This is a genomic window from Rhizobium sp. BR 362 (assembly GCF_036528765.1).
GTDB lineage: Bacteria > Pseudomonadota > Alphaproteobacteria > Rhizobiales > Rhizobiaceae > Rhizobium.
The window spans coordinates 80,314-94,061 of the sequence record NZ_JARWGH010000019.1 but is presented as its reverse complement, the minus strand read 5'-3'; the positions used below and the strand labels follow the sequence as shown (position 1 = coordinate 94,061).

12 protein-coding genes are annotated in these 13,748 nt (G+C 59.9%); 3 read left to right on the top strand and 9 right to left on the bottom strand.

The window, feature by feature from the left end:
• The 7 genes from QDY28_RS21070 to QDY28_RS21040 all read right to left on the bottom strand — a co-directional run.
• A partial coding sequence (locus QDY28_RS21070) for an N-6 DNA methylase (protein WP_331383571.1) occupies positions 1-1,801 on the bottom strand: 1,801 nt, incomplete at its 3' end.
• 145 nt (positions 1,802-1,946) lie between these two features.
• Positions 1,947-2,519, bottom strand: coding sequence for a DUF1419 domain-containing protein (locus tag QDY28_RS21065; RefSeq protein ID WP_028753478.1), 573 nt, complete (start codon positions 2,517-2,519; stop codon positions 1,947-1,949).
• A 63-nt stretch (positions 2,520-2,582) separates the two neighbouring features.
• Positions 2,583-3,614: a DUF3991 and toprim domain-containing protein gene (locus QDY28_RS21060; protein ID WP_028753479.1), complete on the bottom strand. Its 1,032-nt coding sequence runs from the start codon at positions 3,612-3,614 to the stop codon at positions 2,583-2,585.
• Positions 3,615-3,813: 199 nt separating this feature from the next.
• Complete coding sequence (locus QDY28_RS21055) at positions 3,814-3,990, bottom strand: hypothetical protein (protein ID WP_015341926.1); 177 nt, start codon at positions 3,988-3,990, stop codon at positions 3,814-3,816.
• A 654-nt stretch (positions 3,991-4,644) separates the two neighbouring features.
• The gene (dhaL, locus tag QDY28_RS21050; RefSeq protein WP_013984746.1) at positions 4,645-5,286 is read right to left on the bottom strand and encodes a dihydroxyacetone kinase subunit DhaL; all 642 of its coding nucleotides are present in this window, start codon (positions 5,284-5,286) and stop codon (positions 4,645-4,647) included.
• A 10-nt stretch (positions 5,287-5,296) separates the two neighbouring features.
• Entirely contained in the window at positions 5,297-6,289 is a 993-nt protein-coding gene (locus QDY28_RS21045) for a dihydroxyacetone kinase subunit DhaK (protein ID WP_004130028.1), read from the bottom strand.
• 21 nt (positions 6,290-6,310) lie between these two features.
• Positions 6,311-7,162, bottom strand: a complete 852-nt coding sequence (locus QDY28_RS21040) for a sugar phosphate isomerase/epimerase family protein (protein WP_028753480.1) — start codon at positions 7,160-7,162, stop codon at positions 6,311-6,313.
• Positions 7,163-7,392: 230 nt separating this feature from the next.
• Between QDY28_RS21040 and QDY28_RS21035 the strand changes: the two genes are divergently transcribed.
• Positions 7,393-8,322: a LysR substrate-binding domain-containing protein gene (locus tag QDY28_RS21035; RefSeq protein ID WP_028753481.1), complete on the top strand. Its 930-nt coding sequence runs from the start codon at positions 7,393-7,395 to the stop codon at positions 8,320-8,322.
• Positions 8,323-8,393: 71 nt separating this feature from the next.
• Here QDY28_RS21035 and QDY28_RS21030 read toward each other — a convergent pair whose 3' ends face one another.
• Both QDY28_RS21030 and QDY28_RS21025 read right to left on the bottom strand, forming a co-directional pair.
• Complete coding sequence (locus QDY28_RS21030) at positions 8,394-9,242, bottom strand: alpha/beta fold hydrolase (RefSeq protein ID WP_004130049.1); 849 nt, start codon at positions 9,240-9,242, stop codon at positions 8,394-8,396.
• Positions 9,239-10,207: an NAD(P)-dependent oxidoreductase gene (locus QDY28_RS21025; RefSeq protein WP_015341921.1), complete on the bottom strand. Its 969-nt coding sequence runs from the start codon at positions 10,205-10,207 to the stop codon at positions 9,239-9,241. Before QDY28_RS21025 ends, QDY28_RS21030 begins: the two co-directional genes overlap by 4 nt.
• A gap of 394 nt (positions 10,208-10,601) precedes the next feature.
• On the opposite strand from QDY28_RS21025, the gene QDY28_RS21020 reads away from it, so the two are divergent.
• Positions 10,602-11,618, top strand: a complete 1,017-nt coding sequence (locus QDY28_RS21020; RefSeq protein WP_004130054.1) for a TRAP transporter substrate-binding protein — start codon at positions 10,602-10,604, stop codon at positions 11,616-11,618.
• Positions 11,619-11,627: 9 nt separating this feature from the next.
• Positions 11,628-13,493: a TRAP transporter large permease gene (locus QDY28_RS21015; protein ID WP_028003112.1), complete on the top strand. Its 1,866-nt coding sequence runs from the start codon at positions 11,628-11,630 to the stop codon at positions 13,491-13,493.
• The last annotated feature ends 255 nt before the right edge of the window (positions 13,494-13,748 follow it).

Genomic DNA, 13,748 nt, shown 5'->3' with positions numbered 1-13,748 from the left:
AAATCGCTCCGGGCCTGGCGGTATCGGTTTCGAGGTCATAGTCCTCGATCGACGCGACCAGCCAGCAATCCGGATCGTCGAGAAACGGAGCAAGGTTCGGGCGACGGTGAGTTTCGCGAACTTCTCCGCTCCCGTCATCCTCGCTGATAGACACCGTCGTATGATTGATCGGCCCGAAATCGCGCACGAAACTCGACCAGGCGACCCTGAGTCGCACCTGGCACTCGCGCCACGGTCGATCGAGTTCCTGGGCCTTCAGCACCTCGCGCACGGCGTCTCGGATCGGAATGAGCTTCTTGATGATCCGGACATGCTTTTCCCGAATGCCGTCGGCGCTGCGGCCACTGCGAATTTTCACCGCGACCGGTGCGCCATCGATCATCTGCATCAGGCCGTGCCTGGTGTCGAGGAAGAAGCTGCCCTCCCGAATCCGGCTTTGGTCAGGCTTCAGATCGAGGATTTCCGCCAGCTCTTCTTCGAGGTCGCGATCGATTTCGGTCGGTTCGCCATCGTAGATGCCCTCCGGAAGGCGCTCGATAGCCGCAAGAAGTACCGCCTCCAGGCTTTCGCCCGGCCGCGCCACGCAGGTATAGGTCTCGCCGAAGGGGCCGGAGACCAGGGCATGATCGCCGAGCACAGTATCCGCATGCTGCGCGAACCAGCGGTTCACACGGATGGCTCCGTCCTCCGCGGTCGCCGGGCGAATTTCCTCCAAATCAAGCCAGCCGAGATCGTTTGCGGCTTCGCCCGTCTTTCGTTTGCGAAAAAAAAGAATATCGACGACCACATCGGTGCCGGCTTCCCGCCGAAAACTGCCTTCGGGAAGGCGGATGGCGCCGATAAGGTCGGCGGTTTTTGCAACATGCGCCCGGCAGGTGCGGTCGGCCTTGTCCATGGTGCCGGCGCTGGTGACGAAGGCGGCGAGCCCGCCAGGTTTCAGGAGATCGATCGCCCGCGCGATGAAATAGTCGTGCAGCCTGAGACCGAGCGCGCGATAGTGCCGGTCGGAACGAACCGTGCGATCGGAGAAGGGCGGGTTGCCGATGGCAAGATCGTAGATCGCATTGAGGTCCGTGCGCGCGAAATCGCCGTTGATGATGCGCGCCTTCGGCTGCAGCAGTTTCGCGATGCGGGCCGTGACGGGATCGAGCTCGATGCCGGTGACGTAGCTCAGTTCGCGATACTGTTTCGGCATCAGCGCCGGAAACAGGCCTGTTCCGATCCCCGGCTCCAACACTCGGCCGCCGCGCCAGCCGAGACGATGAATGCCCGTCCAGATTGCCCGAATGACGAATTCAGGGGTGAAGTGTGCATATTGGGTGCAACGGGCGAGCGACGCGTATTCGCCCTCGCTGACCACTGTTTCCAGCGAGTTGCCGAGATCATCCCAACCTGTGCGGAAGTCGGTTTCCCCAGGCCGCCGGAACATGCCGTTTGCCAGCTCGCCGGCGCCGAAACCGGTGAAGCGGATCAGCCTCGCCTGGGCGGCCGGAGTCGCCGGCAGATTTTGCCTCTCGATTTCGTTTGCGGTGAGGATGGCCGCGACATTGATGCGTGCTCGCTCCTTCCAGGTCGCGGCGAGATCGCGGTCGCCATCGTCGAGATAGAAGTTGGCGCGCTGCCCCTGCTTTCGCTGGACCGGCCGGTTGGTCGCCGGCAGAGCCCGCGCCGGAGAGGGTGGGGTCGGGTCGGGCTCGTCGTCGTTGGCGGCAAAACCGCCGAACGCCGTGACGCCAAGACCAAGTCCTGATGACAAAGCGCTGCTACCAAACATATCAAGGGTGAATGGATCGGTGCTCATCGAAAGCTCCTTGTGAGCGAGCGTCATCGATCCGCCGCAAGCGACAGTCGAGGAACGCGAAGGGGTGGAAGGGGCGCCTGCATGGGCTGCGCAGCTATCGTGGGCCGGGCGCGATTGCTTCGCGCACGGATGCAATCGGAAACTCTCAAGCCGCGATCGGCGAGGGGAGGTGGCGCAGTTGTACCGGCAGCTTGGCGGCGATCTCGTCGTCGCTGAGGCCTTCCAGCAGCTTCAGAACAGTGCCGTCTTTACCGCCGTAGATCATCACAGTGCGCTTGCCGCGCGAGGCCTCCGGCCAGCGCTCGTCCGCATAGCCGCGAAAGTCGTCCGCCGTGCTGCTCCAGATGTGCTCAAGGCGTTCCGCGCGCGTTAAAACCCGGACCGGGCGGTTCTCGCGCTCGATAATCGGAAGGCGCATGGTCTCGACGGACGCTTTTTCGGAAAGGTCGCAATAGCCGTGAAAATAGCGGATCGCCTCATCGATCCGGAGTGCGAAGAACACTGATGTCACCGAACCGGTCAGGAACTCGCGCATCGCAAACATCGAACCGCAGATCCAGAGCGGCGGCAGGATTTCGAACCATTCGCCGTCATAGAGCGGTGTTGCGTCGTCTCCCCAACGGTTGGGCCGCTGGAGATGACGGTCGAACATGCGGAACATCTGCGGTCGGCTTGGGACGCCCTGGAAGACTTTTCGGATTGCGGGGTAGGGGTTCATCTGCACTCCTTCGGAGGTTTCGGGCCGAAGCGCGGCACTGTCCTATCGACCTTGCCTTCCTCTTCAGTCCTTCATGACCCCTTGGCTGCCGCCGCCATCGCGGCCGTCAGGGTCAAGGGCCGGCTCCGCCGGGCGAAGCCTCCCTTGACGCGGACGGCGCGCATGCGGCACGCCTCCTTCTTCCATCGTTTCCCTCTTTTCCTTTTCCCTGATCTTCAGGGTTTCGTTCCAATCCTCCTCGGACGGCCGAAGTCGAAGCCAGTCGCAGCCTGCATCGTCGGCAAGCGTCCGCAGCCGTTCGGCAAACATCTCGCCCTGCGGATTGGCGTCCGTCGCCGCTACCATCTGGACGGCGGGCTTCGCCGCTAACTTCCGCAACGCTGCCTCCGTGGTCGGCGACCATCCGCCGCCAGTGCTGAGATAAAGCGTCCCCTCCCGCAAATCTTCGATCGCCGCGAGGCTCATGGCATCGATCGCCGCTTCCGTGACGGCCAGGCGCGAAGCGCTGTCCGAACCGAGACGGAAGAGAACCTTGGTTCCTCCGGATGCAAAACCCCGGTATTGCGGACCCCGCGCTTCCCAGCCGGTCAAGACCCCGGCCTGGTCCCGGTGCGCCGCCCACATGCTGCCTTGCGGGCCTTCGCGCAGAAGGTCGCCTTTGACGGTCGCTCGCAGCACGGTCGCTGGCAGATAGCGCTCGCCGTTGAGGTACCGCCACGACGAGGAACCAGGCCAGGGTCGCCTGCGGGACTGCCAACGATCGGGAAGAGAGAGGTCGGATCTCTGACCATCTTTCGCGGGCTGCCACTCCGGCCCCGTGATCTGAAACCCGACCAGAGCCGCGACCCGTTCTGCACCTTCGGGAAAACCGACCCGATCGAGATGCTCGACGAGCCGGAACACATCGCCTTTCGCGTCGGACAGGGGATCGAACCACCCACGCCCTTCATAGGTGACGATAATGATCTCGCCGCCGCGGCGGAACTTGACTGCCCGTCGCGTGCTTTCCTTCGCGTCTATTGCAAAACCGGCATGCTCAAGCACTGCCGCACAACTGACCTGATCGCGCAGCGCTTCAATCTCTCTTCTCTTCATTTTTCATTCCGATCGCCCAGCGATCGGCCTCCATAATCCTTCCTTGCCCGTCGGTTCACCGACGCCTTTCGGCAGGCCCCGAAGAGCAAAGACCGCAAGGGCGCGGCTGGCAATTGTCGGATCATGCAAGCTGACGTCGGACGCGGCGAAGCCCCCCTTGCGGCCTGCCGCTCGCAAGGGGCACCCACGCGGCGCCGGCTCAATGAGCCGGCCATGGCGTATACTCGTGCACGATCGCCAGATCGTCGTCGGCGTCGATCTCGTCAGAAGGAAGGACGCCGTATTCTCCGTCGACCTCGAAGAGGGTGACCGGGACCATCAGGTCACGGGAAAGCTGGAGGGCGTGGGACTGTGCGAGAGAGAGATCGTGCGACATTTGAGAGGCTCCTACGGGAGCGGGCCAATTCCCGCTCGATGGCTCCTCAAAAGGCACGGGGTCCGGGCGCGATCACCGCGAGGCGAAGCCGACGCGGCCGCAGCTTGCTAGCGGACCCTTTATGGGTTGATCGTGGAAGATCCGGAACCGGGCCAGGACGCCATCACAGACAAGCGGGATTGGCTTGCTTCCGTTTGGGCCACCGTTCGACGCACGATTTTCGAGCTTCGTGCCAGGTCGTCGCTGCCCGCAGGCCGATTACTCGTGTCTTCGATTTAGCGGGTCAGGTGTTGGCTGAGCGAAGGACTCTGCGTCGCCGCGTGACCGAATGTCGCGTCAGCTTCAGTCGTGGCACCGCCTAAGTTGCGATGAGTCGTGCCTTTCGCGGTTTGCGGAACCCGACCCTGCAAGCGAGAGCGATGGTGCCCGGAGACCGAATGCATAGTTCGCCGCCGACCCAATCTGTCCGCCAAATTTGATTCCCGGATGGCCGCGAAAGCGGGTGTCCACCCTCGGGCGGCACACGAGGACTGTCGCCGGATTTCTATCGCGGCGCGTTTCACATCAATAACCGAGCGGCACTCTGGATTGGCTTCCCCTTAAGCTCGGCATCACTTCGGTTCTCACTATGATCACGCTCAAGAAGCGATGACACTATTGAAGCCTATTACGGGTTCCCTCAGACAACTCCTTGAGGATCAGCGCGCAAGACGTCGCACCAGCATCCAGCACGCCGAGCGATCGTTCGCCCAGCCTGCTGGCTCGGCCGATCCGCGCGATCAAGTTCACCGTCGAATCGCGGCCACTTTCGGCTGCCGCAACGAGGAGTTCCAATGCCTCGTCGAAGGATTTCCCTTCTGATGTCGCATTGTCAAAAGCTTCAACAGCAGGCACCAACGTGTCAAGCAATGTCTTGTCGCCGACTTTGGCCGAACCAATTTGTTGAATACCCGTCAAGCCAGCATGCAGCATTCGGCTGAACGTCTTGTTGTCGATCTGGTCGACCTGATCGATCTGCTGGGCAAACTCGGTGAACATCACACCGTAAAGCGGACCCATAGATCCGCCGATCTCGGTCATCAGGACTGTTCCGAGGGTCTCAAGCGCTTTTGCGAGCGATAGCTCCTTGCCGCGTATCCGGTCGGCCACTAAACCGAAACCTTTCGCCATATTTATTCCGTGATCGCCGTCGCCAATCTTGCCGTCGATCTCGCTGAGGTAGGCGCGGTTATCGATGATCGCTCTTGCCATGGAGACTACGATTTCTCCGGCTGCCGCGTTATTCATTTTTTGCATTGTTCCCTCCTTAAAGCGTCGCCGCGCAGCGAACCTCGACCTCCAGTAGCGACTTTAGCTCTTCATCGAGCGCCATGACCGTCAAAGTCGCTCCAACCATCTCAAGAGACGTGAAGTAGTTACCAACATACGCTTTGTGGATCCTGAGGCCGCGGCCGGAGATTTCCTCCTCGACTGTGTCGAAGAGAATGTAAAGTTCGTTCAGCGGTGTCGCGCCAAGGCCAGATACCAGTACGGCCACTTCTGTCCCCGAGCCGAGATCATGATCATCCAGCACGATCTGGCACATATCCTTGGCGACCTCTGATGCGCTCTTGAGCGCTTCTACTCGCACGCCCGGCTCGCCGTGATGGCCGATACCGACTTCAATGGTGCCAGGCTCGATCTGGAAGTTCGGATGTCCGACCGCTGGAAGAGTGCACGGCCCCAATCCGACACCGACCGAGCGGCAATTGTCGATGGCCTTCTGCGCTGCGTCACGAACCTCGGATAGGCTGGCGCCCATCGACGCTTTCGCTCCGCCGACCTTCCACATGAAGATCTCTCCGGCAACGCCTCGGCGCTTCTCCCGCTCCTCGGCGGAGGCGGAGCACACGTCATCGTTCGCAACCACCGTGGCAACCTCGATGCCGTCCTTCGCGGCGAGTTTCATCGCCATTTTCACGTTCATGTTGTCTCCGGCATAATTTCCGTAGAGGACAACGACGCCGTTTCCACCATTCGCTTCGCGTATGGCATCATGAAAGCTCTTTGCCGTTGGCGACGAAAACAGCTCGCCGACCGCGACCGCGTCGAGCATGTTGCGGCCTATATAGCCAATGAAGGCAGGCTCGTGTCCGGAGCCACCTCCAGTTACGACACCCACTTTTCCTTGCGCGGGCCGGTCAATCGCCGTCACCACGCGTTGGTTTTCGGCGAGGCGCACGATGTCTCGGTGTGCCTTCACAAAGCCCCTGATGGTATCTTCCACGACCTCATCGCGGTTGTTTACAAAACGTTGCACTGCGTCCTCCTCCAGACACGGTCATTGATTGTGGTTGAGCGCTCGCCGGACGACCTTGAGCGACCGAGCCAGCGAGTCCTCGATCGTTGACAGCGGCACGGGATCTTGGCGGCGAACGGGCTGCGCCTGCCGATTGCGATGCAGTCTCAAGGGAAGTTCAATACTGACCGGGAGGCTGTCGAGCTTTGCGATTGCAGCCAGGAGGCGCTCGCACCCGACCTTGCCGTCGCCGATATCGCAGAAAAACCAACCTTCGTCGGTTTCACGGACATCCTTGATATGGGCGTGCGCCGATTCCGGCAGCGCCAGGATTCCATCACCTGCGAGATCGTCCATGTCCGGTCGATGTGACGCCGTGTTTGCAGCGTCGTAATTTAGCTTTAGAAAGGGCGATCCGAATTCCTCAACAAGAGAAATACCGTCCCGCGCGGTGTTGATCAGGCTATCGCTGCCGTCTCCTGGGTTTTCCAGGCCAACGATGATATCAAAGGCTTCCGCTCTTCTCAGTATGGTTTCGACGTTGCGACGGAATGTTGCCTCTCTTTGTCGGGCGGCCGCGTTGGTCGCAATAACTTTGGCTCCAATCGCCGCGGCGAATGCCATGCGGCCCGTGAACACTTCGACCGAATCTTCGAAACCGAGGTCGATGTGCGACGACATTGCATGACACAAGAGCCCCGAAGACCTAAGCGCGCTGCGCCAACTGGTCATCTCGGAAGGTGTGAAGGCGGTCTCATCGAAGGGTTCTGTATATCCAACGATAAAGGCCGGCTCGAAATGGGTGAACCCGAGGGTTGCCGCGCTCTCCAGTGCGGCCTCTCTGCTATGCCCGTCGTACGGCGCGCCGGACACGGAGATCACCCGTTCAGCCATGCATTCCTCCCTTAGCAAAGAACGGCGCAAAGGCCGTTCCGAAGGGCAAAGTGTTAAAAACGCTTCATCCGGACAAGCGAATTCAATCGGTCAATACATGAATGCATCTCAACAAATGCATCATTTGCGTTAAATTTCCTCATGGAATATAGAGGAAGGGCGTCCTCCAGCGTACTGAATGTCTCAAGTAAGAACGGTGGCGAGGCACGCATAAACGGGGAGGAGGGGTGATGAGCGCGTTGGAGTTTCCTTCGCTGCGATCGCTACAGGTGTTGGAAGCTGTCGCACGTCTTGGATCTTTTGGAAAAGCCGCCGAGGAACTAAGCATCAGCCCCTCGGCCGTGAGCCATCAAATGGCCGCGCTGGATTCGGAGCTCGGAATTGCTTTATTTCATCGCTCCGGGCGTTCAATCATGCTGACTGACGCGGGAAGGGCTTACGCTGAAGAGATCAGCGCCTCCTTTCGAAGGATCGAGAGCGCCACTCGCAATTTCACGAAGAAGGGCAAAAGTGACATTCTGAATATCCATTCGGTTGTCAGTCTCGCTTCGCAGTGGCTCATGCCTCGCCTCGCCCGGTTTAGCGCCCGCTATCCGGAGATCGATCTTCGACTGCACGCTTCTGGTGACCCGGCCGAGCTCAGGACCGGCAACGTCGATATAGACATCCGCTACGGAACGCAGCCCGTGGAGGTTGGCATCGCCGTCGAGCCCTTCCCGCCCGAGCCAATAGTGGTCCTGTGCGCCCCATCGTTGGTCGAGGGCGCAAACGGAATACGCTCACCGCAGGATCTCGCCAGATTTCCGCTCATCCACTCCGAAGTGAACCTCTATCGCTGGCAGGATTGGGCCGACGACCACGGTGTGAGGCTCAACATGGATCGGGGGCTGCGTTTCGATAGATCTTTCATGTCCATCAATGCGGCCGCGGATGGACTTGGCGTTTGCCTGGAAAGCCTCATACTCGTCCGCCAAGATCTGAAAAGCGGGAGGCTCGTTGCGCCGTTTGGCCTGAAAGGCCCCAGCATCAATTGCCATAGTCTCGTGTACTTACGGTCCAGGGCAAGAACGCCAAAGATCGCTCTGTTCAAACGTTGGATCGAAGAGACCCTGGCTGGCGACGCGGTTTCTGCGAGTGAGATCGACGTCGGCGGGAGGTGAGTTATGCGCAATCGGGGTCGGTGATGCGCGACTGGTGGATCAGACGCGCATCCCCGACGTCAGGCAGTGGTTTAGCCGAAGAATTTCCCGAGTTCGTTCGCTATGAATTCGGGAGCTTCTTCCGCAACCCAGTGACCCGAGCCCGGGATCAATCCGCCTCGAACGTCACTTGCCACCCGCTGCAGTGATTCCATCGTCTCCATGCCGCGGCCAAAACCACTGTCTCCGCCCAGGGCGAGGACCGGCATTTCGAGCTTGCCATCCCTCTCGAGGAATAACTCGTTGTCTTTGACGTCGGTTGGAAAGCCCCGATAATAGGCGAGAAGTGTGCGCAGGCCACCCGGTTTCAGGTAGGTACGGAAATACTCATTCTTGTCTTCCTGAGATAGCACGTTTGCCCGGCTGCCGTAATTGTCAAACAACCATTCCAGATAGATATGCTCGCGACCGCCGAACATCGCTTCCGGCAAATCCGGCGTCCTGAAGAAAGGGTGGTGCCAACGGCGGCCGCCTTGCGACATGTCCGCTCCATCGCCAGGAATGGTAACGTCCAGGATCGCGAGCTTGCTAACAGCCCCCCGGTGCTGCGCGGCCAGGGCAAACGCCACCGGGCCGCCCCAGTCGTGTCCCACAAGATTGAAGCGATCGATCTTCAGATGTTCAGAAAGAAGCTCCCACACGTCCTCGGCAATCGTTTTCTTGTCGTACCCATCGGCGGGCCGGGAAGTGTCGCCGAGGCCCCGCAGGTCCGGCGCGATGATCGCGTACTTGTCCGCGAGGAAGGGGATCACGTGCCGCCATTCGTGCGAACTCTGCGGCACCCCGTGAAGGAGAACCAGCGGCTCACCGGATCCTGCGGTCAGGTAGTGCATGGTGATGCCGGACAGTCGCGCGTAATTGCTTTTGATCTCGGCACTCACTTTTTTGCCTCCTTCTGGCCCGCGGTCATTCCCCGATACGCACGAATGACCTGACTGTCATCTGCCGAGCCTGACCCCTGCCCAGACGCGGCAAGGAAGAACTGATGCGCAACGGAGGCGAGCGGCAGGGCGGCCCTGGCAGAGGAGCCGGCGGCAAGCACGATACCGAGATCTTTCACAAAAATGTCTACCGCGCTCGTTACCTCAGGGTCTTCCAGAAGCATCCGCTGGCCACGATCGTTGAGCATCCAGCTGGCGGCCGCCGAGCCGGACACGATCTCGAGTACCGTTGAGGTGTCGAGGCCAGCCCTTTCGGCGAGCGACAGCGCCTCAGCCGCTGCCGCCAAGTGTACGCCGCACAGCAACTGGTTGACTGCTTTGGCAACCGATGCCTGGCCAGGCCGCTCTCCGAGATAATAGATCTTGGAGCCGAGCACGTCGAAAAGATTGCGGCTCATCTCATAGGTTTGCCTGTCACCAGCCACCATGATGGAGAGCGACGCGTCGCGCGCTCCGGCGACGCCGCCGGAAACAGGCGCATCCAGAAACCGGTGACCGCGAGCAATAACGGCCTCGGCGAGCTGTTCAACCTCGCCGGGAGGGCATGTTGACATCAGGACGACGACGCTGGCCCTGGTTGAATTTGCCAGGGCGCCCCGTTCGAAGAGGGCTTGGTGCGCCTGGTCGATGTTGACTACCATCAACATCAAGACGTCAGTCTCGCTGGCCGCTTCTGTAGCGTCTGGATAGGCAGTCCCGCCACTGTCAGCGAAGCTTCTTAGAGCATTCTCCGAGATGTCAAACCCCTTGACCCTGAAGCCGCTTTTTAGGAGATGCGACGCCATCGGCAATCCCATCGAGCCGAGACCGATAAAACCGATTGTCGGTTTTCCCGGTCCTCGTGCCGGGCTCGGCTTTGTTTCTAAAGCTTGGTGCAATTCCGGTCTCCTCCGCGATACTGGCACGTCATAGGCCGGCACATCCCACCGGAGTGCCATGCTCGCATGCAAAGCGGTTAGCATGGCGGCTTCCTCCACATCAAAAGAGTTTGCGCAAAAAACATGTGACCTGGATTCATGTTGCCTGGCGCGTTCTCCCAGAAAAACTTTGCCTCCATCGCGGGTCACGCCGAACTCGCCTGAGTTCAACTCACCATTGGCCGGAGGCAATTCATTTGCGGACGTTTGGCGCAAGCGCCTAATTTACGTCCAGCCGCACAGTGGGAGGCTTCCGGCTTCAGCGACATCAGTCCAAGGTCTAAGCAACCTGCACGAAACTGAGGACGCTTACGAGGAAAGCGCCTGCGCTGGAGGCTCCTAAAAACATCGACATAGATCAACACGGTTAGAGGAGGAACCAATGATCAGAATGAATCGCCGTACCCTTATTATGAGTTCCGTGGCGATGACCGCCGCGCTTGCGGCACCGCGCATCATGCGTGCGAGTTCGCCTGAATTCTCGTTTAAATTCGCCAACATCATGCCGGTTGATCATCCGCTCAACACGCGGATGACCGAGGCTTCCGACAAGATCAGCCAGCAGACAGACGGCCGCGTGAGCATTCAAGTGTTCCCCGCGAGCCAGCTCGGCACCGATGCTGATATGCTCAGCCAGCTTCGATCAGGTGGCCTGGACCTTCTTGCGCAGACAGGCCTCATCGCAGCGACACTCGTCCCGCCGGCGGCCATCACCGGTGTAGGATTTGCCTACCCCGACTACGCGCAGGTGTGGAAGTCGGTGGATGGTGAGCTCGGCCGGAGCATCCGGACGGCTTTTGAGAAGGTCAACCTGATCGCCTTCGAGAAGATGTGGGACAACGGCTTTCGGCAGACGACCTCGATCGGGAAACCGATCAAGTCGCCCGAGGACCTCAAGGGCTTCAAGATCCGCGTCCCTCCTGCGCCGCTCTGGACATCGCTTTTCAAGTCTCTCGGCGCCGCGCCGACGTCGATTCCATGGGGCGAAACTTATTCCGCACTCCAGACCCACGTCGCCGACGGTCTCGAAAACCCGCTCGCTGGCATTTACTTTGCCAAGATGTACGAGGTTCAAAAGTATCTCTCCCGGACCAACCATATGTGGGACGGCTTCTGGATTCTCGCCAATCGGGACAACTTCGAGATGCTGCCTGAGGACTTGCGTGACATTGTCGTCACCGAGATCAATCGCTCGGCTATCGTGCAACGCGCTGATGTCGAAAAGCTGAATTCCGAACTCCAGGCAGAGCTGACGAGCAAGGGTCTTGAATTTATCGACGTCGATGTTTCCAAGTTCCGCGCGACGCTGCAAGCTTCGTCGTTCTACTCCGATTGGAAGGGGCGTTTTGGCGAGGAAGCATGGGCGTTGCTGGAGTCTACCTCGGGCAAATTGATCTGAGGCGTTGACATGGCTACTTCTGAAAATGTCAGCCCCCCGGTGATCGGCGCGTGGCCAGTCCTGGCGAAAGCTGAAACGCGCCTGGTGCGCCTGATTGAATTGATCGCCGCAGCACTTGTTGTTGTCGAGGTACTCGTGCTGTCGGCGGGCGTCTTCGCCCGCTATGCATGGGGCGAGCCGCTCATCTGGTCGGATGAGCTCGCCTCCATGTTGTTCCTCTGGCTTTCGATCGTGGGCGCGGTCCTCGCTTTTCACCGCGGACAGCACATGAGGATGGGCGTTATCGCGGACGCGATGCCGCCCGTCGTAAGGGCAAGACTGGAGGTGGCTGCACTTGTCTTTTGCCTTTCGGTCTGCGTGCTTCTTCTGCCCAAGGCCACGGCCTACGCTCTTCATGAAGTTCCGGTCGTCACTCCCGCGATGGAAGTTTCGGTCGCATGGCGTTCTTTTGGTCTTCCGATCGGACTTGGCCTGATGCTTATCCTTGGCGTGACCAATGCCCTTCAGCGCATCACGCTGAGCGATTTCCTGATCGGGGTCCTTGTAGCCGCATGCTTGATAGGGTTGGCGATTGCGGCGAAACCGTTGATCATGGCGATGGGCAACTGGAACCTCGTGCTTTTCTTCGTAGTCTTCATCGCACTAGGTGTGCTGAGCGGCGTACCAATCGCGTTCGTGTTCGCTCTCGCTGCCATCAGTTATGTGGCTCTGGGTACGAGCCGTCCGATAAGCGTGATCGCGGGTCGGCTTGATGAGGGAATGTCGCATCTTCTCCTCCTAGCGGTCCCGCTGTTCGTGCTGCTGGGTATGCTGATGGAGGTTACGGGCATGGCAAAAGCGATGCTGAACTTCCTGGCGTCCTTGCTCGGACATGTCAGAGGCGGCCTGTGTTACGTCCTCGTCGCGGCAATGTATCTGGTGTCTGGGATATCGGGTTCGAAGACCGCCGACATGGCTGCTGTCGCCCCGGCACTGTTCCCGGAGATGAAAGCGAGAGGATCAAAGCCCGGCGATCTCGTGGCCCTGCTTGCGGCTACGGGTGCGCAGACGGAGACGATCCCGCCGAGCCTCGTATTGATCACCATCGGATCGGTTACGAGCGTATCGATTTCGGCCCTGTTCATAGGCGGTCTTTTGCCGGCGTTCGTCTGCGGATTGATGCTTTGCGTTGTCGTCTGGTGGCGCTATCGCAACGAGGACATGTCGGGTTTTCGCAAGCCGCCAGCCAGGGAGATCTTTCGCACATTCCTGATTGCGCTTCCGGCTTTGGCCCTACCTTTTATCATCCGTACAGCGGTTGTCGAAGGCGTTGCTACCGCCACGGAAGTCTCGACAATCGGCATTGCCTACTCGCTGCTGGCAGGCCTCCTCATTTACCGCCGGTTCGACTGGAAGCGGGTGGGTCCGATGCTGGTGGAAACGGCGGTCTTGTCCGGAGCCATCCTTTTCATCATCGCGGCGGCAACGGCTGTGGCCTGGTGCCTGACTCAATCGGGTTTTTCGCGTGGGCTGGTTCAGACGATGGCGGGTCTACCCGGAGGAGCGCCGATCTTTATGATCGTGTCGATCGTCGCGTTCATTGTGCTCGGTAGCGTGCTGGAAGGCATTCCCGCGGTGGTTCTGTTCGCACCCCTGGTATTTCCGATCGCCAAGGGATTAGGGATCCACGACGTGCACTATTCGATCGTGGTCATTCTCGCCATGGGAGTGGGCTTGTTCCTCCCGCCGTTCGGCGTCGGTTATTATGCCGCCTGTGCAATCGGCCGTGTGAACCCAGTGGAAGGCATAAAGCCGCTGTGGGGGTACATGATCGCCCTGCTTCTCGGGCTTGCGATCGTCGCAGCGGTGCCCTGGATCTCGATCGGCTTCCTATGACGTGCGACCGTAGGCGGCCGGTAGAGAAGTCGGCCATTCTACGGTCGTAACCATGTCGGATAAGGCGGAATGCCGGGCTGGCAACGCGCTTCAGAAGCATGCTGCTGGCTCCGCAATATGCCCGGGAAGAAATGTAGCGCCCACCCGAAGATCGTTACGTCCTCGCGGTTTTCCGTGGCTTCTTCCTCAGGAGCGGTGCGCTCTTCGAGGGAAGAGGTAACATCTATCCTCCGACCGCTTAATGAACACCGTTGG